General features: G+C 62.8%; 18 protein-coding genes. 10 read left to right on the top strand and 8 right to left on the bottom strand.

Going from position 1 to position 23,066, the window contains the following annotated elements; genetic code table 11:
• Positions 1–59 precede the first annotated feature (59 nt).
• A complete protein-coding gene (locus CWE01_RS14520; protein WP_100941227.1) occupies positions 60–278 on the bottom strand; it encodes a hypothetical protein in 219 nt (72 codons plus the stop codon).
• 463 nt (positions 279–741) lie between these two features.
• A complete protein-coding gene (locus CWE01_RS14510; protein WP_100941225.1) occupies positions 742–2,325 on the bottom strand; it encodes a peptide chain release factor 3 in 1,584 nt (527 codons plus the stop codon).
• Between the two features lie 340 nt (positions 2,326–2,665).
• Here CWE01_RS14510 and CWE01_RS14505 point away from each other — a divergent pair, with 340 nt between their 5' ends.
• From CWE01_RS14505 to CWE01_RS14470, 8 genes are all read left to right on the top strand, one after another.
• Positions 2,666–3,382, top strand: a complete 717-nt coding sequence (locus CWE01_RS14505; RefSeq protein WP_100941224.1) for an ABC transporter permease — start codon at positions 2,666–2,668, stop codon at positions 3,380–3,382.
• 20 nt (positions 3,383–3,402) lie between these two features.
• Positions 3,403–4,296: a glycine betaine ABC transporter substrate-binding protein gene (locus CWE01_RS14500; RefSeq protein ID WP_100941223.1), complete on the top strand. Its 894-nt coding sequence runs from the start codon at positions 3,403–3,405 to the stop codon at positions 4,294–4,296.
• A gap of 9 nt (positions 4,297–4,305) precedes the next feature.
• On the top strand, positions 4,306–4,959 hold the full coding sequence (locus CWE01_RS14495; protein ID WP_100941222.1) for an ABC transporter permease: 654 nt from the start codon (positions 4,306–4,308) through the stop codon (positions 4,957–4,959).
• Positions 4,956–6,113: a betaine/proline/choline family ABC transporter ATP-binding protein gene (locus tag CWE01_RS14490; protein ID WP_100941221.1), complete on the top strand. Its 1,158-nt coding sequence runs from the start codon at positions 4,956–4,958 to the stop codon at positions 6,111–6,113. The genes CWE01_RS14495 and CWE01_RS14490 overlap by 4 nt, the downstream gene beginning before the upstream one ends.
• Before the next feature lie 337 nt (positions 6,114–6,450).
• Positions 6,451–7,614, top strand: a complete 1,164-nt coding sequence (locus CWE01_RS14485; RefSeq protein WP_100941220.1) for a type III PLP-dependent enzyme — start codon at positions 6,451–6,453, stop codon at positions 7,612–7,614.
• A gap of 180 nt (positions 7,615–7,794) precedes the next feature.
• Positions 7,795–8,019 (top strand): type II toxin-antitoxin system HicA family toxin, encoded by a 225-nt coding sequence (locus CWE01_RS14480; protein WP_100941219.1) that lies wholly within the window; start codon positions 7,795–7,797, stop codon positions 8,017–8,019.
• The gene (locus tag CWE01_RS14475; protein ID WP_100941218.1) at positions 7,988–8,395 is read left to right on the top strand and encodes a type II toxin-antitoxin system HicB family antitoxin; all 408 of its coding nucleotides are present in this window, start codon (positions 7,988–7,990) and stop codon (positions 8,393–8,395) included. Before CWE01_RS14480 ends, CWE01_RS14475 begins: the two co-directional genes overlap by 32 nt.
• A 175-nt stretch (positions 8,396–8,570) precedes the next feature.
• Complete coding sequence (locus CWE01_RS14470; RefSeq protein ID WP_100941217.1) at positions 8,571–11,102, top strand: sulfite reductase flavoprotein subunit alpha; 2,532 nt, start codon at positions 8,571–8,573, stop codon at positions 11,100–11,102.
• A 321-nt stretch (positions 11,103–11,423) separates the two neighbouring features.
• Here CWE01_RS14470 and CWE01_RS14465 read toward each other — a convergent pair whose 3' ends face one another.
• From CWE01_RS14465 to ptsP, 3 genes are read right to left on the bottom strand one after another with little or no spacing between them, the layout of a single operon-like run.
• Complete coding sequence (locus CWE01_RS14465) at positions 11,424–13,166, bottom strand: PTS fructose-like transporter subunit IIB (RefSeq protein ID WP_100941216.1); 1,743 nt, start codon at positions 13,164–13,166, stop codon at positions 11,424–11,426.
• Positions 13,167–13,177: 11 nt separating this feature from the next.
• Positions 13,178–14,119, bottom strand: coding sequence for a 1-phosphofructokinase (gene pfkB, locus CWE01_RS14460; RefSeq protein WP_100941215.1), 942 nt, complete (start codon positions 14,117–14,119; stop codon positions 13,178–13,180).
• On the bottom strand, positions 14,119–16,980 hold the full coding sequence (gene ptsP / locus CWE01_RS14455) for a phosphoenolpyruvate--protein phosphotransferase (protein WP_100941214.1): 2,862 nt from the start codon (positions 16,978–16,980) through the stop codon (positions 14,119–14,121). Before ptsP ends, pfkB begins: the two co-directional genes overlap by 1 nt.
• Before the next feature lie 414 nt (positions 16,981–17,394).
• On the opposite strand from ptsP, the gene cra reads away from it, so the two are divergent.
• Both cra and CWE01_RS14445 read left to right on the top strand, forming a co-directional pair.
• Complete coding sequence (gene cra / locus CWE01_RS14450; protein WP_100941213.1) at positions 17,395–18,390, top strand: catabolite repressor/activator; 996 nt, start codon at positions 17,395–17,397, stop codon at positions 18,388–18,390.
• Between the two features lie 2 nt (positions 18,391–18,392).
• A complete protein-coding gene (locus tag CWE01_RS14445) occupies positions 18,393–19,181 on the top strand; it encodes a TatD family hydrolase (RefSeq protein WP_100941212.1) in 789 nt (262 codons plus the stop codon).
• 70 nt (positions 19,182–19,251) lie between these two features.
• On the opposite strand, the gene CWE01_RS34280 is transcribed toward CWE01_RS14445, so the two are convergent.
• From CWE01_RS34280 to ampD, 3 genes are all read right to left on the bottom strand, one after another.
• Entirely contained in the window at positions 19,252–19,956 is a 705-nt protein-coding gene (locus tag CWE01_RS34280; RefSeq protein WP_371315573.1) for a methyl-accepting chemotaxis protein, read from the bottom strand.
• 1,624 nt (positions 19,957–21,580) lie between these two features.
• A complete protein-coding gene (ampE, locus tag CWE01_RS14435) occupies positions 21,581–22,417 on the bottom strand; it encodes a regulatory signaling modulator protein AmpE (RefSeq protein WP_100941210.1) in 837 nt (278 codons plus the stop codon).
• Positions 22,414–22,977, bottom strand: coding sequence for a 1,6-anhydro-N-acetylmuramyl-L-alanine amidase AmpD (gene ampD, locus CWE01_RS14430; protein ID WP_100941209.1), 564 nt, complete (start codon positions 22,975–22,977; stop codon positions 22,414–22,416). Before ampD ends, ampE begins: the two co-directional genes overlap by 4 nt.
• Between the last annotated feature and the right edge of the window lie 89 nt (positions 22,978–23,066).

The raw sequence follows: 23,066 nt of genomic DNA, 5'->3' as shown, positions 1-23,066 counted from the left end.
GGCCTCTTTCGTCGAGCGAGTTACTCGCTGGGCGCAAGGGGCTTTTTCATTCGTGTGACTCAGCTATCGCTGTCACCATCAGCGTCGTCGTCGCCCTGATCATCCTGATCCGGGGCTTTCTTTTCCGTGTCATCGGCATAAAGCGCGTGCACCGCGGACTTCGAAGGAGAAACCGCCCCATGATCCGACACCGCATTACTGGCCCAGGCACTTGAAGCCCCCACCATCAACAACACCAGTACCTTGATCAGCAGCACGCTGCGTTGAAAAATTTTCATCGTCGCTTCCGTCCCTCTGTGGATAAGTCACCAACACTGCAGCCGACTTCAAGAAGCCAACGGCAACTTGTCTGAACCTAGACCGGTTGGCCGGACTTTTCCATACTGGCTAGATGAAAACTGTTGGCTGGCCATAGAATTATTCTGAATTACAATTATTCTCAAAAAGAATAAGAGCCTTTCAACTGCCCTGCCCAGCGCCGCCAAATCTATAGCAACAGCCGGACACTCCTGCAGGTTCTCGACAGGCACAGCACCAGCGCACGACACAATCCTGTAGGAGCCGGCTTGCTGGCGATGAGGCCAGGGAGTCTTGTACCGCTCTTGCGGCCGTCTTCGCCAGCAAGCCGGCTCCTACAAGGGGACCGCGTCAAACCTCGACTTTTTGCCGTGCCCATAAAAAACCCGCGGCCTGGGCCGCGGGTTTTTCAAGAGTGCGGCCAGTAGTGCCGCGAGCAACGCCTTAGTGGTGCTCACGCGTCGCGCGAAATTTCACGTCCGGCCAGCGCTCTTCCATCAGCGCCAGGTTGACCCGGGTCGGCGCCAGGTAGGTCAGGTGACCGCCGCCGTCCAACGCGAGGTTTTCCACGGCCTTGACCCGCAGTTCATCCAACTTCTTCTTGTCGCTGCAATCAATCCAGCGCGCGGACCACACGGTGATCGGCTCATAAGAGCACTCGACCTTGTATTCCTCTTTCAGGCGGCTGGCGACCACATCGAACTGCAGCACACCGACGGCGCCGAGGATGATGTCGTTGCTGCGCTCGGGGAAGAACACCTGGGTCGCGCCCTCTTCCGCCAACTGCTGCAAGCCCTGGCGCAGTTGCTTGGACTTGAGCGGGTCACGCAGGCGCACGCGACGGAACAGTTCCGGGGCGAAGTGCGGGATACCGGTAAAGCCCAGGGCTTCGCCCTCGGTGAAGGTGTCGCCGATCTGGATGGTGCCGTGGTTGTGCAAGCCGATGATGTCGCCGGCGTAGGCCTCTTCCAACTGCTCGCGCTCGGAGGAGAAGAAGGTCAGCGCATCGCCGATCCGCACGTCCTTGCCAGTCCGCACATGGCGCATTTTCATGCCCTTGTCGTACTTGCCCGAACAGATGCGCATAAAGGCGATCCGGTCGCGGTGCTTGGGGTCCATGTTCGCCTGGATCTTGAACACGAAACCGGCGAACTTCTCTTCCACCGGTTCCACGGTGCGCTCGTTGGCGACCCGAGCCAGAGGCATAGGAGCCCAATCAACGACGGCGTCCAGCACATGGTCAACACCGAAGTTGCCCAGGGCGGTGCCGAAGAACACCGGGGTCAGTTGACCGTCGAGGAACTCCTGCTGGTTGAACTCGTGGCAGGCACCCTGCACCAGTTCCAGTTGGTCGACAAAACGATCGTACTCGTCACCCAGGTGGGCGCGGGCTTCGTCGGAGTCGAGCTTCTCGATGATTTTCACATCGGTGCGTTCATGCCCGTGACCAGCGGTGTAGACAATGATGTAGTCGTCGGCCAGGTGGTACACACCCTTGAAGTCGCGGTAGCAACCAATTGGCCAGGTGATCGGCGCGGCCTTGATCTTCAGGACGGCTTCGATCTCGTCGAGCAGCTCGATCGGGTCACGGATATCGCGGTCGAGCTTGTTGATAAAGCTGACGATGGGCGTGTCGCGCAGGCGGCAGACGTCCATCAGGGCGATGGTCCGTGGCTCGACGCCCTTACCGCCGTCGAGGACCATCAGCGCCGAGTCGACCGCGGTCAGGGTGCGGTAGGTGTCTTCGGAGAAGTCTTCGTGGCCCGGGGTGTCGAGCAGGTTGATCATGTGATCGCGATACGGGAACTGCATGACCGACGTGGTAATCGAGATACCCCGTTGTTTTTCCATTTCCATCCAGTCGGAGGTGGCATGGCGGTCGGATTTACGGGATTTCACCGTGCCGGCCACCGCGATCGCCTTGCCCATCAGCAGGAGCTTCTCGGTGATGGTGGTTTTACCGGCATCGGGGTGGGAAATAATGGCGAAAGTGCGGCGTTTCGCGACTTCGGCGGCCTGGTGGGTCATGGGAAATCGCCTGGCAGGTGAGTCAAAAAAGGGCGGCGAGTATAGCGCAAACCGAGGTCCACGGACCACCGCTCACCCGTTTGCAGTGACTTCAAGGGTGGCTAAATGCTGCCAAGTATGGAACCTTTTAAAAGGTGGAGGCGTCCACTCCCCTGTTACCTCACTCGTGCCAGGGGCTGAAATATCAGCAAGTTAGCCTGACGAGGCTGCGCTTATGGCTCGACCGCCTGCCGCTTTGCCGGCAGTAGCGAGCTGCATTTCGCGAGTACATTCACCGGCAGCCAGGAATGGCCTTGCCACACCGGAATGTGCTCGCCGACTGAAATAAAGGAGTCCGCCTGTGGCTATTCGCTATGGCAAAGGGCTGATAGGTGGAGCGGTTGTCGTCGCTCTCCTGGCCCTGCTGGTCCACTGGATTGGCATCAACACGATCGAACTGTACCGCGACGATTTGTTGTTTTACCTGCAAGCTCACCTGATCCTGGTTCTTGTCTCCATGCTTGCCGCCCTGATCGTAGGGATTCCCGCCGGTATCCTGCTGAGCCGACCGAACATGGTCGGGCGCGCGGAACGCTTCATGCAGATCTTCAATATCGGCAACACCGTCCCGCCCCTGGCCGTACTGGCCATCGCCCTCGGCGTGCTGGGCATCGGCAGCGGCCCGGCGATCTTCGCCCTGTTCCTCGCCTCCCTGCTGCCCATCGTGCGCAACACCTACGAAGGCCTGAAAAACGTCCAGGGCTCGCTGAAAGAAGCCGCCGTCGGCATCGGCATGACCCCGCGCCAGGTGCTATGGCGGGTGGAACTGCCCAACGCCGTGCCAATCATCATCGGCGGTGTGCGGGTGGCCCTGGCGATCAATGTCGGCACCGCGCCCCTGGCGTTCCTGATCGGCGCCAACAGCCTGGGCAGCCTGATCTTCCCCGGCATCGCCCTGAACAATCAGCCGCAACTGCTGCTCGGCGCCGCCTGCACCGCGCTGCTGGCCTTGCTGCTCGACGGCCTGGTGACCATGACCAGCCGCCTCTGGCTGGAACGCGGGTTGCGCCCGTCTTAAGGCTAGGCAAAGGAATCGATATGAAAAGACTGACTGCAATACTGGTCTGCGTCCTGCTGTCCGCGGGAATTGCGCAGGCCGCTGAAAAACCGCTGATCCGCATCGGCGCCCGGGTCTTCACCGAACAGACCCTGCTGGCGGAAATCACCGCCCAGTACCTGCGCACCAAGGGCTATAACCCCCAGGTGACCGGCGGCCTGGGCAGCAACCTGGCGCGTAGCGCCCAGGAAAGCGGGCAACTGGACCTGATCTGGGAATACACCGGCGTGTCGCTGGTGGCCTACAACCATGTCGACGAGAAACTCGACAGCGAACAGTCCTACGCAAGGGTCAAGGAACTCGATGCGAAAAAAGGCCTGGTCTGGCTGGCACCGTCGAAGTTCAGCAACACCTACGCCCTGGCCCTGCCGGAGAAGGTGGCCAAGCAATACCCGCAGATCAACAGCATCAGCGACCTGACCCGGGCCCTGGCCGAAGACAGCCAGGAAAACCGCCTGGTGGCCCTGGACACCGAGTTCGCCAACCGTTCCGACGGCATGGCCGGCATGGTCAAGCTGTACCAGATGAACCTGACCCGCAAGAACACCCGGCAGATGGACGCCGGCCTGGTCTACACGGCCCTGCGTAACGGCCAGGTGTTTGCCGGCCTGGTCTACACCACCGACGGTCGCCTCAACGCCTTCAAATTGAAGCTGCTGGACGACGACAAACATTACTTCCCGGACTACACCGCCGCGCCGGTGGTGCGCCAGGTCTATCTCGACGCCCATCCGCAATTGGCCGCCGATCTCAAGCCACTGGCGGCGCTGTTCGACAACGACACCATGCGCCAGCTGAATGCGCGGGTCGATGTCGACCATGAAAGCCCCTCCGCCGTGGCCGCCGACTTCCTGCGCCAACATCCGATCAACTGAGGAGAAGACATGGAATTTCTCAACGCCTTTTCCCATCTCGACTGGACACAGGTCCTGCATCTGACCTGGCAGCACATCACCCTGGTGGGCATCGCCGTCATTCTCGCGATCGTCGTCGGTGTGCCCCTGGGCGTGCTGATGACCCGCTTCCCCACCCTGGCCGGGCCACTGCAAGCCAGCGCCACCGTGCTGCTGACCGTGCCGTCCATCGCCTTGTTCGGCCTGCTGCTGCCGTTCTACTCCAAGTTCGGCCAGGGCCTGGGACCGCTGCCGGCGATCACTGCCGTGTTCCTCTACTCCCTGCTGCCGATCATGCGCAACACCTACCTGGCCCTGACCGGTGTCGAGCCGGGTATCCGCGAAGCCGCGCGGGGCATCGGCATGACCTTCGGCCAGCGCCTGCGCATGGTCGAGCTGCCCATCGCGGTGCCGGTGATCCTCGCCGGTGTCCGCACCGCCGTGGTGATGAACATCGGTGTCATGACCATCGCCGCCACCATCGGCGCCGGCGGCCTGGGGGTACTGATTCTGGCGGCCATCAGCCGCAGTGACATGTCGATGCTGATCGTCGGCGCCGTCCTGGTCAGCCTCCTGGCCATCGTCGCCGACCTGCTCCTGCAATGGCTGCAACGCACGCTGACTCCAAAAGGATTACTCAAATGATCGAACTTCAAAACCTGACCAAGACCTTTCAAAGCAACGGCAAGACCATCACCGCCGTCGACTCCGTAAGCCTGACCGTCAACGAAGGCGAAATCTGTGTATTCCTCGGCCCTTCGGGTTGCGGCAAGAGCACCACGCTGAAGATGATCAACCGCCTGATCAAGCCCACCTCGGGCAAGATCCTGATCAACGGCGAAGACACCACCGACCTCGACGAAGTGACCCTGCGCCGCAACATCGGTTATGTGATCCAGCAGATCGGCCTGTTCCCCAACATGACCATCGAGGAAAACATCGTGGTGGTGCCGAAACTGCTGGGTTGGGACAAGCAGAAATGCCACGACCGCGCCCGCGAGTTGATGAGCATGATCAAGCTGGAGCCCAAGCAGTACCTGCACCGCTACCCGCGGGAGTTGTCCGGTGGCCAGCAACAGCGGATCGGTGTGATCCGCGCCCTGGCGGCCGATGCGCCGTTGCTGTTGATGGATGAGCCGTTCGGCGCGGTCGACCCGATCAACCGCGAGATGATCCAGAACGAGTTCTTCGAGATGCAGCGGGCGTTGAACAAGACCGTGATCATGGTCAGCCACGACATCGACGAAGCCATCAAGCTGGGTGACAAGATCGCCATCTTCCGCGCCGGCAAGCTGTTGCAGATCGACCACCCGGACACCCTGCTGGCCCACCCGGCCGACGACTTCGTCAGCAGCTTTGTCGGCCAGGACAGCACCCTCAAGCGCCTGCTGCTGGTGAAGGCCGAAGACGCGGCGGACAACGCGCCCTCGGTGAGCCCGGAGACCCCGGTGGCCGATGCCCTGGAGCTGATGGACGAACATGACCGGCGCTATGTGGTGGTCACCGATGCCGGGAACAAGGCACTGGGTTATGTACGACGTCGCGACCTGCACCGTCAGACCGGCACCTGCGCGCAGTTTCTGCGCGAGTTCAACGCCACGGCGGCCTATGACGAGCACCTGCGCATCCTGTTGTCGCGGATGTACGAGTTCAACCGTTCGTGGCTGCCGGTGATGGACGCCGAGCGGGTATTCCTTGGCGAAGTGACCCAGGAGTCGATTGCCGCCTACCTGAGTTCCGGGCGCTCGCGCGGGGCCAAGACCAGTATCGTCTCGCCTGCGGAAATAGCCCTGGCCTGAGACCATCGGTCAGTGATCGGGAACATCAGACTGTCATCCGGGTCGGTTAAACAGGTGACTGATCCGGGCTACGCGACGGGCGCGTGCAAAAACGCGACATTTTTAGTTGATCTAAAGCCCCTCAAGTCCTAAAGTTCGCGCCGAACGTCCATGCTGGAAACGATCCATCCGGCTCAAGTACTGACGACGAGACAGCAAGGCCAAGGGAAGCGGTTGTTCCCATGGCCTTTTTGCTTTCGGCGACATGCCTTGGGAAGTAGGCGAACCAAAGTGGGGATACGGAGGACGTTCATTTGCACCCATTGATCAATCTAGTTTGCCAGTAGGAGTTCCCAGCATGTCGATTCAGGTCGAAGACTATTTCGCGCGCGCCACTTTTGACAAAATGAAGGCGTTCGCCGACCAGCAAGAAACCCCGTTCGTGGTGATCGACACCGCGATGATCAGCCAGGCCTACGATGACCTGCGCGCCGGTTTCGAATTCGCCAAAGTCTACTACGCAGTCAAGGCCAACCCGGCCGTCGAGATCATCGACCTGCTGAACAAGAAAGGCTCCAGCTTCGACATCGCGTCGATCTACGAACTGGACAAGGTCCTGGGCCAGGGCGTCACCCCCGACCGTATCAGCTACGGCAACACCATCAAGAAATCCAGGGACATCCGCTACTTCTACGAGAAGGGCGTGCGGCTGTTCTCCACCGACTCCGAAGCCGACCTGCGCAATATCGCCAAGGCTGCCCCGGGCTCGAAAGTCTATGTGCGCATCCTCACCGAAGGCTCGACCACCGCTGACTGGCCTCTGTCGCGCAAGTTCGGCTGCCAGACCGACATGGCCATGGACCTGCTGATCCTCGCCCGCGACCTGGGCCTGGTGCCTTACGGCGTGTCCTTCCACGTCGGTTCGCAACAGCGCGATATCAGCGTCTGGGACGCGGCGATCGCCAAGGTCAAAGTGATCTTCGAACGCCTGAAGGAAGAAGACGGCATCCACCTGAAGCTGATCAACATGGGTGGCGGCTTCCCGGCCAACTACATCACCCGTACCAACAGCCTGGAAACCTACGCGCAGGAAATCATCCGTTTCCTCAAGGAAGACTTCGGCGACGACCTGCCGGAAATCATCCTGGAACCGGGCCGTTCGCTGATCGCCAACGCCGGCATCCTGGTCAGCGAAGTGGTACTGGTCGCGCGTAAATCCCGTACCGCCGTCGAGCGATGGGTGTACACCGACGTGGGCAAATTCTCCGGCCTGATCGAAACCATGGACGAGGCGATCAAGTTTCCGATCTGGACCGAGAAGAAAGGCGAGATGGAAGAAGTGGTCATCGCCGGCCCTACCTGCGACAGCGCCGACATCATGTATGAAAACTACAAGTACGGCCTGCCCCTGAACCTGGCCATCGGCGACCGCCTGTACTGGCTGTCCACCGGCGCCTACACCACCAGCTACAGCGCCGTGGAATTCAATGGCTTCCCGCCGCTGAAATCCTTCTACGTGTGATGCGCCGGGCCGCTGAAAGGCGGCCTTGCGGACACCGCGCGTTGCTCCCGAAAGGCCCGTGAACCCTCACGGGCCTTTTCTATTTCACATGCTGCAAAACCTTTCGAAGCGGTGTACTGTTGCCCTGTGGAATTTGGTGGGTACAGTAACCACCAAACCCCAACGACAAGGAACGTCGTCTTGAATAGCCGACAGCTGATCAGGCTTATCGAAGCGGACGGTTGGTATCTGGTCAGGATCAAGGGCAGTCACCACCATTTCAAGCACCTGTACAAGCCAGGGCTGGTGACCATCCCCCATCCGAAGAAAGACCTACTGACCAAGACAGTCAACAGCATCCTGAAACAAGCACAGTTGCAAGCAGGAGACCATCATGCTTTTCCCCATTGCGATTCAACCCGGTGACGAGCAACACGCCTGGGGCGTAGAGGTTCCGGATATTCCGGGCTGCTTCTCGGCGGGCGAGGACCTGGACGATGCCCTGGCCATGGCCCGTGAAGCCATCGAAGGACATCTGGAAATTCTCGCCGAGGACGACGCGCCCATCCCTCGGGCGGGCACCGTGACCCAGCACGCGAAAAACCCGGACTACGCAGGTTGCATCTGGGCACTGGTGGACATCGATATCACCCAGTACCTGGGCAAGTCGGAAAAACTCAATATCACCTTGCCCGGTTACCTGTTGAGCCGTATCGACGCTTACGTGCGCAATCATCCCGAGCAGAAGAGTCGGTCGGGCTTCCTGGCCACGGCGGCCTTACGCATATTGCAAGGCGCCTGAGCCTTCAACCCACCCGCTCGTGCATCGACCCAAGCCCCGCTCCTGCCCAGGAATGGGGCTTTTGTCCGTTTTGTCACACGAAAAAAACGCCGTTAATATGAATTCGTCGCATTCTCACAAACACACGGCATAATGCGCGTCGTGAGAATCACTTCGAGAAAGCAAGGCGGTCGCCGTGTTGAAGAAAACACTGTTCCAATTGCACTGGCTGTTCGGCATTACTGCCGGGCTGGTGCTGGCTTTCATGGGCATTACTGGAGCCACGGTGTCGTTCCAGGACGAACTGCTACGCCTGCTCAACCCCAGCGTCCTGCAACTCGAAGTGCCCGCGCAAGGCGAAGCCCTGCCCCCCGCCGAACTGGTGCGCAGGCTCGAAGCCCGCGAAGGCAAGACCGTCGCCATGCTCTGGGTTTCCCCCCATGGCGACAACGCCGCGCGGGTCGCCTTCACACCTGCGCCCGGTGAACGCCGTGGGCAGATGCGCTATTTCGACCCCTACACCGGCGAGTACCAGGGTGAGGCACAAGGCCAGGACTTCTTCGCCCTGGTATTGCAACTGCACCGTTTTCTCGCCCTGGGCGATACCGGCCGGCAGATCACCGGCGCGTGCACCCTGATGCTGCTGTTCTTCTGCCTCTCCGGGCTCTATCTGCGCTGGCCGCGCCAGGCCCTGAACTGGCGGGTCTGGCTGACACTCGACTGGGCGAAAAAAGGTCGCGCCTTCAACTGGAACCTGCACGCGGTCGCCGGCACCTGGTGCCTGCTGCTCTACCTGCTGTCGGCGCTGACCGGCCTGTTCTGGTCCTACGAATGGTACAGCGACGGCCTGAACAAACTGCTGGCCGACTCACCGATCCAGCATCGCGGCGGCGGACAACGCAAGCCGGCACCCGGCGGCCCGGCGCCGAGCGCCGACTACGACGCGATCTGGGCCAGTATCCAGCGGGCCACGGGCCCTGACGTCAGCGCCTACAACATCCGCATGCCGGCGGTGGCCGGGCAACCGGCGACGGTCTACTACCTGCTCAAGGATTCGCCCCATGAGCGCGCCCTCAACCAGATCAACCTGGACCCGGCCACGGGGGTGATCAGCGACCAGTTGCGCTACGCCGACCAAAGCTTCAAGGCACAGTTGCTGACCAGCCTCTACGCGCTGCACACCGGCGGCTATTTCGGGATCACCGGGCGAGTCCTGCTGACCCTGTCGAGCCTGGCCATGCCGCTGTTCTTCGTCACCGGCTGGCTGCTGTACCTCGATCGGCGGCGCAAGAAACGCCAGGTCAAGCAAGCCCGCCTGGACCTGGAGCCACAACACGGCGAGGCCTCCGCCTGGCTGATCGGTTTCGCCAGCCAGAGCGGTTTCGCCGAACAGATGGCCTGGCAGAGCGCCGGTCAGTTGCAGGCCGCCGGCGTGCCAGTGCGGGTCAGCCCGCTGGCCGACATCAATGAGCGGGACCTGCGCGAGTCGCAGCATGCGCTGTTTGTCGTCAGCACCTTCGGCGACGGCGAGGCACCGGACAGCGCCCGCGGTTTCGAACGCAAGGTACTCGGCCAGCCGCTGCCCCTCGGCACCCTGAACTATTCGGTACTGGCCCTGGGCGACCGGCAATACCAACACTTCTGCGGTTTCGCCCGACGCCTGCATCGGTGGCTGGAAGCGCGTGGCGGCAATACCCTGTTCGCCCCGGTCGAAGTCGACAACGGCGATCCCTACGCCCTGCGCTATTGGCAACAGCAACTCAACCAACTGACCGGCGGCACGCCTCCGGTGGCCTGGCAGGCACCGGATTTCGCCAACTGGACCTTGCGCCAGCGCGACCTGCTCAACCCGGGCAGCGCCGGTTCCGCCGTCTACCTGCTGGGCCTGACGGCCGAGACGGCGACCCCATGGCAAGCCGGTGACCTGGTGGAAATCCTCCCACGCCAGAGTGCCCTGGCAGTGGAACGCTTCCTCGCCGGACTCGGACTTGACGCCGACACTCCGGTACAACTCGACGGTTTGCAGGAAAGCCTCGCCCAGGCCCTGGGAGCACGCCAGTTGCCGGAGAACCGGGCTCATCTGGTCGGCCTGCATGCCCAGGCCCTGGTGGATGCGCTGATACCGCTGAGCCCGCGCGAATACTCCATCGCCTCCATTGAAAGCGATGGGCAACTGGAGTTGATCGTGCGCCAGGAGCGCCACGCCGATGGCAGCCTGGGCCTGGGTTCCGGGTGGTTGACCGAGCATGCGGCGCCGGGCGCCGGTATCAGCCTGCGGCTGCGGCGCAACAGTGGTTTCCATTTGCCGACGGCGCCGTGCCCGTTGATTCTGCTGGGCAACGGTACGGGCCTGGCGGGCTTGCGCAGCTTGCTCAAGGCGCGCATTGCCGATGGCCAGAGGGACAACTGGTTGTTGTTCGGCGAGCGCAATATCGCCCATGACTTCCACTGCGGGGAAGAACTGAAAGGCTGGCTGGCCAGCGGTGACCTGGCGCGCCTGGACCTGGCGTTTTCCCGTGACCAGGCAGAAAAGATCTATGTCCAGGATCGCCTGCGCGCAGCGGCGGATGAACTGCGCCAATGGCTGGCGAACGGTGCGGCGATCTATATCTGCGGCAGCTTGCAGGGGATGGCGACGGGGGTCGATCAGGTGCTGCTGGAGTTGCTCGGGGCCGAGGCCGTCGAGCAATTGATCGAGCAAGGGCGTTATCGGCGGGATGTGTACTGAGGCCCACTCGACGCCCCGGCTTGCCAGCGGTGAGGCCCTTGAGCCTCGCATCGTCAGATGCCGACGCTTTCGCGGGCGAGCCCAGCTCCTACAGTTTTGTGTCGTACACAAGGTCAGTGAACGACGACGTACTGTAGGAGCTGGGCTTGCCCGCGAAGAGGCCCTTGAGCCTTGCGCAGCTTATACGAACGCGATCGCCAGCAAGCCGGCCCCTACAGGTTTTATGTCGTACGCAAGGTTTGCGCTCGGCCACATACTGCAGGAGCCGGCTTGCTGACGATCGCGGTGCAACTACCGCCGCGGATCTGAGGCCGAATGCAATCAAGCTCGCACCGGCTCCACCGCCAACTCGACGACTTCCGGCCGCTTGAGCACGGCATAGGCCAGCGCCGTCAGCAGGCTGCCGGCGACAATCGCCAGCAAGTACAGCAAGGTATGGTTGATCGCATTCGGGATCAGCATCACGAACAGGCCGCCGTGGGGCGCCATCAGCTTGCAGCCGAAATACATCGACAAGGCACCGGTCAGCGCACCACCGGCAATGCTCGCCGGAATCACCCGCAACGGGTCCTTGGCGGCAAACGGAATCGCCCCCTCGGAGATAAAGCACAACCCCAGCACAAACGCCGCCTTGCCCGCCTCGCGCTCACTCTGGGCAAACTTGTGCCGCGCAATCAGGGTGGCAATCCCCAGGCCGATCGGCGGTACCATCCCCGCCGCCATGGTCGCCGCCATCGGCGCATAACTCTGCGACGCCAGCAGCCCGACCGAGAACGCATAGGCCGCCTTGTTGATCGGTCCTCCGAGGTCGACACACATCATCCCGCCCAGCAACACCCCGAGCAGAATGGCGTTGGTGGTGCCCATGCTGTCGAGGAAATGGGTCAGCCCTTCGAGCATCCCCGCCACCGGTTTGCCCACCACGTAGATCATCACCAGACCGGTGAACAGGCTCGCCAGCAACGGAATGATCAGGATCGGTTTCAACGCCTCAAGGCTGCTGGGCAGCCGCGCATAACGATTGATCGCCTTGGCGCTGTAGCCGGCAAGAAAACCGGCGACGATCCCGCCAATAAAACCCGCACCCAGGGTGCTCGCCAACAGGCCACCGATCATCCCCGGCGCCAGGCCCGGACGGTCGGCAATCGAGTAGGCGATATAGCCGGCCAGCAGCGGTACCATCAACTTGAACGCGCTTTCGCCACCGATCTGCATCAAGGCCGCCGCCAACGTGCCGGGTTCCTTGAAGGCGGTGATGCCGAAGACAAACGACAAGGCGATCATCAGGCCGCCCGCCACCACCATTGGCAACATGAACGAGACACCGGTCAGCAGGTGCTTGTAGACACCGGTCTTTTCCTGCTTGACCGAGGGCCCGGCGTTGCCCGACGCAGCCTGCTCCGGATGACCTTCGGCCAGTGCCTTGTTGAGGGTCGCGTCCGGCTGCTTCAAGGCAATGCCGGTACCGCAACGGTAGATTTTCTTGCCGGCGAAACGCTCGGTGGAGACGTCGATATCCGTCGCCAGCAGCACCACATCGGCCTCGGCAATCGCCGCTGCGCTCAGCGGGTTGCGGGCGCCGACGGAGCCCTGGGTTTCCACCTGCAGGTCATAACCCAGGCGCTTGGCCGACTGCTGCAAGGCTTCGGCGGCCATAAAAGTGTGGGCCACGCCGGTCGGGCAGGCGGTCACCGCCACCAGGCGCGGTGCGCGCTTGGCGGCCGCAACCGGTTCGGTCGCCACTGCTGGCGCAACAAACACCCGGGCCTCTTCGGCACCACGACGCAACACCGCCTCGACATCCTGCAACGCCTGGGCCGGGGTGCTTTGAAAAACCCGCTTGCCGATAAATCGCGACATCTCCACCGGCACGCTGCTGACCAGCAGGACCCATTCGGCGGCATCGACCGTCGCCGCCGACAACTGGCGCTCCGGGTGCTGGTTGTCGTGGACTTCGACGCTGGTGCTCCAACCCTGGCGCTGGGCCGCCGCATCGAGCAGGCGGGCGCAGAGCACACTGGTGACCATGCCGTTCGGGCAGGCGGTAACAATGGCTAATTTCATCACTTTCCCTCTTATTGTTCTGTCAGGGCGTGCACGCGGACGCCGCTTTCAAGCTGCGCCAACTGCGCCTTGTCACTGATGCCGAAACCGATCTGGGTCACCGCCTGGGCGGCAATCGCGGTGGCGGTGCGCAGGGTCTGCTCGGCGGAGTGACCGCTGAGCAACCCGTGCAGCATGCCGGCCAGCAACGAGTCGCCGGCACCGACCGTGCTGGCGACCTTCACCTTCGGCGGCAAGGCCTGCAAAGCCGGCGCGCTGGAAAACCAGTTCACCCCTTCGGCACCGTGGGAAATCACCACGTGTTCGATCCCCTGGGCCTGCAGTCGCGCGGCGGTTTCGGCCTGGCCCTGCAACGAGGTCACCGGAGTCTGCAAGGCTTCGGCCAGCTCCTCGCCATTGGGTTTGATCAGCCAGGGCGTTGCCGCAAGACCGGCGCGCAATGCCGCACCGCTGGTGTCCAGGGCGACTTTCAGGCCAAGGTTTTTCAAGCGCAGCAGCAGCGCCTGCAACCACTCGGGGCTCACCCCTTGCGGCAGGCTGCCGGCGACCACCACGGCGTCGTGCCCCGGGGCGATCAGGTCGAGTTTGTCCAGCAGCGCTTGCCGCGCCTGTTCGCTGACCAGGGGCCCCGGGCCATTGAGATCGGTGATCCGCCCGTCGTGTTCGGCCAGCTTGATATTGCTGCGGGTTTCGCCCGGCACCCGGACAAAGGCGTCGACAAAACCGCGACGCGCCATCAGGGCCTCGAACGCTTGCGGATTGCTGTCGCCGAGAAAGCCACCCACGGTCAGTTGATGCCCCAGGTCCGCCAGCACCTGGGCGACATTCACCCCTTTGCCGGCGGCGTGGGTCTGCATCGCTTCGCTGCGATTGACCTGGCCGGGCTCCAGCCGCGCCAACTGTACGGTCAGGTCCAGCGCCGGGTTCAGGGTCAGGGTCAGAATCCGCGCCATTACAAAGCCTCCACCAGGGCACGGACTTCATCGCCGCTGCCCACCGCCAGGGCGGCCTGGGCCAGCGCTTGCGCTTCAGGCAGGCTCAGCTCGCGGACCCGCGCCTTGACCTCGGGAATGCTGCGCGCCGAAACGCTCAGTTCATCCACACCCAGCCCTACCAGCACCGGCACCGCCAAAGGATCAGCCGCCAGTTCGCCGCACACGCCGACCCACTTGCCATGGGCATGGGCCGCGCGCACGGTGATATCGATCAGTTGCAGCACCGCCGGGTGCAGGCCATCTGCCTGGGCCGAAAGGGTCGGGTGACCACGGTCGATGGCCAGGGTGTATTGGGTCAGGTCGTTGGTGCCGACGCTGAAGAAGTCCACTTCCTTGGCCAGCACCGGCGCCAGCAACGCCGCCGACGGCACCTCGATCATGATCCCCAGTTGCAGATCGGCCACCGGGATTTCCAGCCGCAGACGTTCGGTCATCTCCCGCGCCTGGCGCCACTCGGAGACGCTGCCGACCATCGGGAACATGATCCGCAACGGACGGTTGTCGGCGGCACGGAGCAAGGCACGCAGTTGCCCTTCCATGATCTGCGGACGTTGCAGGGTCAGGCGAATGCCGCGCACACCGAGGAAGGGGTTTTCCTCCTTGGCGATCGGCCAGTACGGCAGCGGTTTGTCGCCGCCCACATCGAGGGTCCGCACCACCAGTGGCCGACCCGCCAGGCCATCGAGCACGCGACGGTATTCGGCTTCCTGGGTCGCCTCGTCCGGCGCCTGCTGATGGGCCATGAAAATCAGTTCTGTGCGCAGCAGGCCGATGCCTTCGGCACCCTGCTCCACCGCGCTGGCGACGCCGGCGCTTTCGCCGATATTGGCGAACACCTCGACCGCGTGACCATCGCGGGTCAGCGCCAGTTCGTGGCGTTGCTCCGAGGCCAGACGCAGGCGTTGCTCGCGGGTGTCACGTTCCTGCAAGGCGCGCTGCAAGGTCGCGTCATCCGGCGACACATGCAGGCGGCCGCGCTGCCCGTCGATCAGCAACGGCGTGCCCGGCGCCAGCAGCAACACCGCCGCACCGGCACCGACCAGGGCGGGGATGCCCAGGGCCCGGGCCACGATCGCGCTGTGGGCCGTGGCGCCGCCGCGGGCGGTGAGAATCCCGGCAACCCGCGCCGGGTCCAATCGAGCCACATCCGAAGGACCGACTTCATCCATCACCAGCACATACGGCTGGTCGGGCTCGGCCAGGGTTTCGACGCCACAGAGTTGCGCCAGCACTCGCCGGCCGACATCCCGCAGATCCGCCGCGCGTTCGGCCAGCAAGGCATCCTGCAACGCCTCCTGCTGACGGGCCGCCGCCTCGATCACGGCCATCCAGCCGGCCTCGGCGCTTTCGCCCTGCTTGAGACGGGCTTCGACGTCGTCGCTCAGTTCCGGGTCATCGAGCATTTCCTGATGGGTAATGAAAATTTCCCGGATGGCCTTGGCCTTGCTGCGCTGGATCAAGCCTTCAATGTCCGCGCGCACAAGATCCAGGGCCTGTTGCAGACGCTGACGCTCAACCAGCGCGGACTCGCCGCGCAGCGGGTACTCGAACTGCGCCAGCACCTGGACATGGGCCGGGCCGATGGCGATTCCCGGTGCGGCGGCGATAGCCTGGAGCTGGCTGCCGGCACTCGGCGCCACCAGGGGCACCAGTACTTCTTCCGGCGCAGGGCTCGCGGCACTGATCGCCGGCAATGGCTCGACTTCCTCGCCAAGGCCTTCTTCCACCGCCGCCAGAAGCGCGGGCAAGGCATCGGCGGCAATGCTCGGTTCAGCGATAAATTCCAGTACCTGGGCGCGCCGGGCGCCGAGGCTGAGCAACTTGCTCAGGCTTTTGACCGACACGGCACCGCCCGTGCCATCGACGATGCGCACCCGGATATCGCCTTCGAAATTTTTCGCCAATTGCGCCAGGACCTTCGCCGGCCGGGCATGCAGCCCATGGGCATTGGCCAGGGCAATCCGCGCGCTCGGCCAATCGGCCGGCAACTCGCCGCCCAGCACTTCGAGCACCGCCCGGCTGCTGGTGGCGCGGCCCAGTTCGTGACCACGGCCTTCGATCAGCAGCGCACACAGGCGCTCGAGCAGAGCCTGGTGCGCTTCGCCGAGACTGGCCAGGCAGAACAGGCCGCTCAGGGGCTGTCCAAGGTAGCGCATCGGTTTGTTCGGGGTGACAAAGGCCAGGCCAGGACGCTTGACCGTCTGCTCGCTGTGCAACCACCAGAGGCCGTCGCCCAGGGGCAAGGCTTCGACCTGCTGCAACACGGCGGCAAAACCATTGCTGACACAATCGGCCTGGCGCAACAGGCGCGCACCGCGCCAGACCAGTTCTTCGAAATCATCCGCGGCCACCCCCAGGCCGATCATCTGTGCATCCAGCGCCAGCTCCTGCGGTGCGCCTTGCAGCAGCTTGAGCAACGCTTCAGCGGAACTGGCGCGACGCAGGGCCTGGCCCAGATCGGTTTCACCGAGGGCCCGGGTCAGCAGTTGCAGCAAGCGCAAGTGCTCATCGGAACGCGCAGCGATACCGATGGCCAGGTAGACGATCTGGCCGTCGCCCCAGTCCACACCTTCGGGAAATTGCAGCAGGCGCACCCCGGTGGCGAACACCTGGTCGCGGGTTTCCGGCGTGCCGTGGGGAATCGCAATACCTTGGCCGAGAAAGGTCGAGCCCTGGGCCTCACGCGCCTGCAAACCCACCAGGTAACCCTCGGCCACCAGGCCGTCAGCCACCAGTCTGTTCGCGAGCAGTTGCAGGGCTGCAGATTTGTCCACGGCCGACTGGCCCATGGAAATCTGCTCTACGGTGAGCTCGAGCATGCCTTTCTCCTATTCAGCGTCATAAGGACGCTAGGTATTGTTTTGAATGAGTCAGCTTAGGCGGGTGGCCCGAACAATGTGCAACGGTCTTCCGGCAGGACCGTGACACGGGCCGAATGTCCCAAAAATACGCTTGCTGAAACGTTTAATCTAGAGTGTTGGTCACGTTACTCGATTATTGTTCGGTGTTGAAGCCCCACGACGTCTTGAAAGTCCGGGGATAAACCGCTGGACCATGACGGGCCGTCGAAGCGTTTGACAGCCCCAAGGCTCCGACATCCGGGTTGTATACAGCCTGACATCTGAAACTCCGTCGTCTTTTGACAACTGGGCGACGAAGGTCGGCTGCTGGAATAGGATACGATCAGCGAAAATGCAGACATGAACGCTGCAGCAAAATAAGGAACTCCCCGCTTGAAACTCAGTGATATCGCCCAACTGGCCGGTGTGTCCGTCACCACCGCCAGCTACGTGATCAACGGCAAGGCCGCGCAACAGCGTATCAGCAGCAGCACCGTCGAACGGGTGCGGGCGGTGGTCGAGCAGCATGGCTTCACGCCCAACCCCCAGGCTGCCGGGCTGCGCAGTCGCAAGACGCGGACCCTGGGTTTCATTCTGCCGGACCTGGAAAACCCCAGTTACGCGCGCATCGCCAAGCTGCTGGAGCAAGGCGCCCGCGCCCGTGGCTATCAGTTGCTGATCGCCAGTTCCGACGACGCTCCCGACAGCGAGCGGCAATTGCTGCAACTGTTCCGCGCGCGGCGCTGCGATGCACTGTTCGTCGCCAGTTGCCTGCCCGCCGATGACGACAGCTATCGCGAGTTGCAGGCGCTGGGGACACCGGTAATTGCCATTGACCGGGAAATGGAGCCGGCGCACTTCTGCTCGGTGGTCAGTGACGACCGTCAGGCCAGCCTGCAACTGACCCGCAGCCTGCTGCAGCCGTTGCCGCGGCATATCGCCCTGATCGGCGCCCGCGCCGAGTTGAGCATCAGCCGCCAACGCGCCGCCGGTTTCCAGGAGGCCTTGAAGGGCTTCAAGGGCGAGGTGCTGGTCGAACAGGGCGAGGCCTTCAGCCGCGAGTGCGGTCGCCAGTTGATGGAAGGCCTGATCAAAAGCCTCGGCCATCTGCCGGACGCCCTGATCACCACCTCCTATGTCCTGCTGCAAGGTGTGTTCGACGCCCTGCACGATCAGCCGCTCCAGGCGCAGCCGCTGCGCCTGGGCACCTTCGGCGATACCCAGTTGCTGGACTTCCTGCCGTTGCCGGTCAACGCCATGGCCCAACAGCACCAACTGATCGCCGAAAAAGCCCTGGAACTGGCCCTGGCCGCCATCGAGGACAAGAACTACCAGCCGGGCGTCCAGGCCATCGCCCGGACCTTCAAGCAGCGCATCCACGGGGTCTGACAGTGGAGCTGATCGACACCCATACCCACCTCGACTTTGCCGATTTCGATGCTGATCGCGGCGAGGTCCTTGAGCGCAGCCGCGCCTTGGGTGTGGGGCGGATGGTGGTGCTGGGGGTTTATCAGAAAAACTGGCAGCGGGTCTGGGACCTGGTGCAAAGCGATTCGCGGTTGCACGCGGCGTTCGGCTTGCACCCGGTGTATCTGGATGATCACCGCCCGGCCGATCTCAACGAACTGGGCGACTGGCTGACGCGTTGCGCCGGCCATCCGCAGCTGTGCGCGGTAGGCGAGTTCGGCCTGGATTATTTTCTGCCGCAGCTGGATCGCGAACGCCAGCAAGCGCTGTTCGAAGCCCAGTTGAAACTGGCGGTGGACTTCGCCCTGCCCGCGCTGCTGCATGTGCGCAGAAGCCACGCGGCGACCATTGCCACCCTCAAGCGTTTTCGCCCGGCCCGCAGCGGCATCATCCATGCGTTTGCCGGCAGTCGCGAGGAAGCCCGGGAATATATCAAGCTGGGTTTCAAGCTGGGCCTGGGCGGTGCCGGCACCTGGCCGCAGGCCTTGCGCCTGAGCAAGGTCATCGCCGACCTGCCGCTGGACAGCGTGGTCCTGGAGACCGATTCACCGGATATGGCGCCGGTGATGTTCGCCGGCCAACGCAACAGCCCCGAGCATTTGCCGGCGATTTGTGCGGCGTTGGCCGGGCTGATGAATGTGAGCCCGGAAGCCCTGGCGAACGCCAGCACGGCCAATGCCTGTGCACTGTTCAATTGGCCGGCAGGCGCCTGAGCACCGATGTCTCGATTGCTGGCGATGGCGATGTCACATTCACCATCGCCCTCTCTGAAAACTCCCCGCCTCAGACCCTGAACGCGCCAATCAATTGCTTCAGCTCCACCACCTGTACCGAGAGCAGGCGGCTGGCACTTTCGGTCTGGTGCGCGCCTTCGGCCGTACGCTCACCCGCGCGATTGATCTCGACGATGTTCTGGTCGATATCATGGGCCACCGCGGTTTGCTGCTCGACGGCCGCCGCGATCTGCTGGTTCTGGTCGACGATCATGCCCACCGCGCCGAGGATATTGTCCAGCGCCTGCTGGACCTTTTCCGACTGGCTCACCGTGCTGTTCGCCATCCCATGACTGATGCCCATGGCTTTCACCGCCGCCCCCACGCCGCCGTGAAGCCGGCTGATCATCTGCTCGATTTCCCCCGTCGACTGCTGGGTGCGCTTGGCCAGGGTCCGCACCTCGTCGGCCACCACCGCAAACCCCCGGCCCTGCTCACCGGCCCGGGCCGCCTCGATGGCCGCGTTGAGGGCCAGCAGGTTGGTCTGCTCGGCGATGCTCTTGATCACTTCCAGCACCCGGCTGATGGACTGGCTGTCGGTGGCCAGTTGATTGATCACCTGCACCGACTGATCGATCTCGCCAGCCAACTGCACGATGCTGTTCTGTTGCGACTCGACCAGGCCACGGCCACTGAGGGTTTCGCCATTGACGCTATGGGCGCTGCTCACTGCGGCCGCCGCGCTGCGGGCCACTTCCTGGGCGGTGGCCGACATCTGGTTCATCGCGGTTGCCACCTGCTCGATCTGGCTGCGCTGACCGGCTACCGCCTGATTGCTGCGGGCCGACACCGACTCGACCTGGCCGGCCTGGCGCTCGACCTCGCTGACGGTCTGCCCGACCCGCTCGATCAGGTCATGGATCTTCGCCACGGTGCCATTGAACACGCCGCCCAGCTCCCCCAGTTCATCGCGACTATGGGCGACGAAATTGACCGTCATGTCCCCGGCCGCGACCTTGTTCATCATTTCCCCCAGGCGCCGCAAGGTGGTCCGGGTCGAGGCATAAAAACCACCGTACAGGTAGACGATGGAGAAAAACACCGCCGCCAGCGCGACCACCAATGACAGCATGTGCAGGCGATTTTGCCCCAGGCGCTGTTCAAGCTCCTGAGCGAAATAGGCCAGGGTCGCGTCATTGAGCTGGTAGGTCTGCGCCATCAGGGCGCTGACCTGATCGTAGAAAGCCGGCCAGGGTGCATCGAGGGTTTCGGCCATGACCACCTGCTCTTCGAACAGCTCACTGCCTTTTTTCAGCGACGCCTTGCTGCTGGCGGCCTGTGTATCCAGGGCGGCGTGAGCATTTTTGCTGCCGCCCAGGGCATCCTGGAGTTTCAGCGCGTATTCGGCCTGCAACTTCTCGATCTGTTGCAACAGCTCGTCGAAGCGCGTGCTCGACGCCGAATTGAGAAAGCCCTGGCCCAGGGAATAAGCGCCCATGGAGCGGCCTTCGCCGAGGATCTGCGTCACTTGCGGCGTGACACTGGTCACCAGCTCGCTCAACTGCCGCAGATCGCTCTGGTTATCGCGGCTGAGCCCCGACTGGCTGGCGATGATCTGGCTGAAAATCTGCGCCTTGGCCAGCAGCTTGGTGATCAGTGCGCTTTTGCTTTGCAAGGAGGTTTCGGCCTGCTGGGCCTTGAAGGCGCCAATCATTTCATCGCGCTTGGCGTTGAAGGCATCGACCTGCTCGGGGTCGATCGTCACCGGCGCCAGGCCTTGCAGGCGGGCGAGGACGCTTTGCTCGAGGGTGTGGATCTTGCTTTCCAGGTCCCCCGCCTTGCCGGACTGACCGAGGACGGCGTCGATCTGCACCTGGTTGTTCAGGGTTTCCAGGTCGCGTCGCAGGCTCAGGCTGCTGCCCAGCAGGTCGAGGCTTTGCAGCTCGATCTGGGTGCCGGAGAATTCGCGATAGGAGTCGTGCACCAGGTAGAAGTTGGTCACCAGCATCGGCACGAAGAACAGCACACTGATCAAACTGAACTTCTTCCCGAAGCTCATGCGATTCATCAGGGCGACGGCGGGATATAGCAAGCGCTTCACTGGAATGCTCCCTTTCGTATTATTTTTATAGTGGCAGGCACGGCGAGGCACAAAGCCAGTATCCGCAGCTACTGCTTGTATAACTTAATTTGGAAGGGAGTTTTGTAACTTAAGGTTAATGGCGATTCGCCCGCCTGCGGTCGACACTGCATTGCTTTTGAAAACGCCACAGACCTGCAGAAGCCGGCTTGCTGGCGATGAGGCCAGTGAGCCTTGCGTCGTTTTATCGGCCGCTATCGCCAGCAAGCCGGCTCCTACAAGGTTCGCGGTGCTGGCGAGAACAGTGGGCGGCCGTGGATCAGATCAGTACGGTCCACAGGGCAAACCCGGCATACCAGAGCACCGCCGCCCGCAGCAGCAGCTCCCACAGGCTGTCCAGGCTGGTGACACCATCGGCACCGACGACAGGCGCGGGGATTTCCCCGGCGACGCGACCCACCTTTTCCACCAGTTGTCGCGCCGTGATATCCCAGTTGAGCAACTCATGCAGCATCACCCGGCTGACCCCGACAAAATTGCCCACCAACGCCAGGCTGGCCGCCAGCAAGCGCACCGGCAACCAGTCGAAGGCGTGCCGCAGCAAGGTCGCGCGCTCCACCAGCGCCGGGCTCTGGCCATGCTCCGCCGCCAGCGCCAGCAGCCGATAACTCAGCGCCGCCACCGGGCCCAGCAGGAAATACCAGAAAATCACCACGAAGAAACTCTGGTAGGCCTGCCACAACAGATAGCCCTGGACCTTCTCCAGCAAGTCATCGCCGTTTTCGGCGCAAACATCCAGGTCACGCTTGGCCACATGCACGGCCGCCTGCACATCACCGCGGCGCCAGGCATCGCGAAACGGTCCGAGGGCCGCCAGCAGATCCCCGCGGCCCAGGCTGTAAATCACCACCACCAGATGCACCGGCAACGCCAGCAAACCATAGGCCAGCGGTTGCAAGGCCATCAGCAGCAAGCCGAGTACGACCACCGGCAACAGCACCAGCAGGACCAGCACCAGCCAGGGATGCCCAGCCGTCCGCGGAGCGGCTTCCAGCTTGGCCAGCTCCCGCAGCCAGCTGCCGTCACGTTGGACCCGTTGGCGCAAGGCCGAGAATTTTTCGACCCAGACCGCCAGCAGCAACACCAGAAAACTCATTGTGACTCTCCTTTTTCCAGCACGGCGGCACGAAAGCGCGCCCAGTCGAACGCCGGCCCCGGATCGGTCTTGCGGCCCGGAGCAATATCGCTATGGCCGCAAATCCGTTGCGGGGTAATGGCCGGGTAAGCGGCCCGCAGTTGTCGGGTCAAATCGATCAGCGCCGTGTACTGCGCCTCGGTGAAAGGCAGCTCATCGGTGCCTTCCAGTTCGATGCCCAGGGAAAAATCGTTACAGGTTTCCCGCCCCTCGAAAGACGACACCCCGGCATGCCAGGCGCGCTCCAGACAAGAGACAAACTGAGTGACTATACCGTCACGCTCAATCAGAAAATGCGCAGACACGCGCAGGTCGGCAATGCCTTCAAAGTAGGAATGTTCCGTGACATCCAGGCGGTTCTGGAAGAACTCCTGCACCTTGCCCGTGGCGAACTGCCCTGGCGGCAGGCTGATGTTGTGGATCACCAGTAGGGAAATTTCCTCGGCCGGACGCTGGTTGAAGTTGGGCGACGGACAGTGACACACGTCCTGGCACCAACCGCTGGCGGGATCCAACTGCATACCGATTCCTTCGAAGACAAAACGACAGGCTCAGTATGCCGCGATAGGCACGCGGATGGGTCAGCAATCCGCGCTTATACAGGAAATTT

This window comes from Pseudomonas sp. QS1027, from assembly GCF_002814235.1.
Classification (GTDB): domain Bacteria; phylum Pseudomonadota; class Gammaproteobacteria; order Pseudomonadales; family Pseudomonadaceae; genus Aquipseudomonas.
The sequence above is the reverse complement of the archived record's forward strand: the minus strand, read 5'-3'. Positions and strand labels throughout refer to the sequence as shown.

What these genes read in the sequence shown, in the direction of transcription:
- CWE01_RS14520 (WP_100941227.1), bottom strand. Translation starts at nt 278, where the DNA reads ATGAAAATTTTTCAACGCAGCGTGCTGCTGATCAAGGTACTGGTGTTG.
- CWE01_RS14510 (WP_100941225.1), bottom strand. Translation starts at nt 2,325, where the DNA reads ATGACCCACCAGGCCGCCGAAGTCGCGAAACGCCGCACTTTCGCCATT.
- CWE01_RS14500 (WP_100941223.1), top strand. Translation starts at nt 3,403, where the DNA reads ATGAAAAGACTGACTGCAATACTGGTCTGCGTCCTGCTGTCCGCGGGA.
- CWE01_RS14495 (WP_100941222.1), top strand. Translation starts at nt 4,306, where the DNA reads ATGGAATTTCTCAACGCCTTTTCCCATCTCGACTGGACACAGGTCCTG.
- CWE01_RS14490 (WP_100941221.1), top strand. Translation starts at nt 4,956, where the DNA reads ATGATCGAACTTCAAAACCTGACCAAGACCTTTCAAAGCAACGGCAAG.
- CWE01_RS14485 (WP_100941220.1), top strand. Translation starts at nt 6,451, where the DNA reads ATGTCGATTCAGGTCGAAGACTATTTCGCGCGCGCCACTTTTGACAAA.
- CWE01_RS14475 (WP_100941218.1), top strand. Translation starts at nt 7,988, where the DNA reads ATGCTTTTCCCCATTGCGATTCAACCCGGTGACGAGCAACACGCCTGG.
- CWE01_RS14465 (WP_100941216.1), bottom strand. Translation starts at nt 13,166, where the DNA reads ATGAAATTAGCCATTGTTACCGCCTGCCCGAACGGCATGGTCACCAGT.
- pfkB (WP_100941215.1), bottom strand. Translation starts at nt 14,119, where the DNA reads ATGGCGCGGATTCTGACCCTGACCCTGAACCCGGCGCTGGACCTGACC.
- ptsP (WP_100941214.1), bottom strand. Translation starts at nt 16,980, where the DNA reads ATGCTCGAGCTCACCGTAGAGCAGATTTCCATGGGCCAGTCGGCCGTG.
- CWE01_RS34280 (WP_371315573.1), bottom strand. Translation starts at nt 19,956, where the DNA reads ATGTCGGCCACCGCCCAGGAAGTGGCCCGCAGCGCGGCGGCCGCAGTG.
- ampE (WP_100941210.1), bottom strand. Translation starts at nt 22,417, where the DNA reads ATGAGTTTTCTGGTGTTGCTGCTGGCGGTCTGGGTCGAAAAATTCTCG.
- ampD (WP_100941209.1), bottom strand. Translation starts at nt 22,977, where the DNA reads ATGCAGTTGGATCCCGCCAGCGGTTGGTGCCAGGACGTGTGTCACTGT.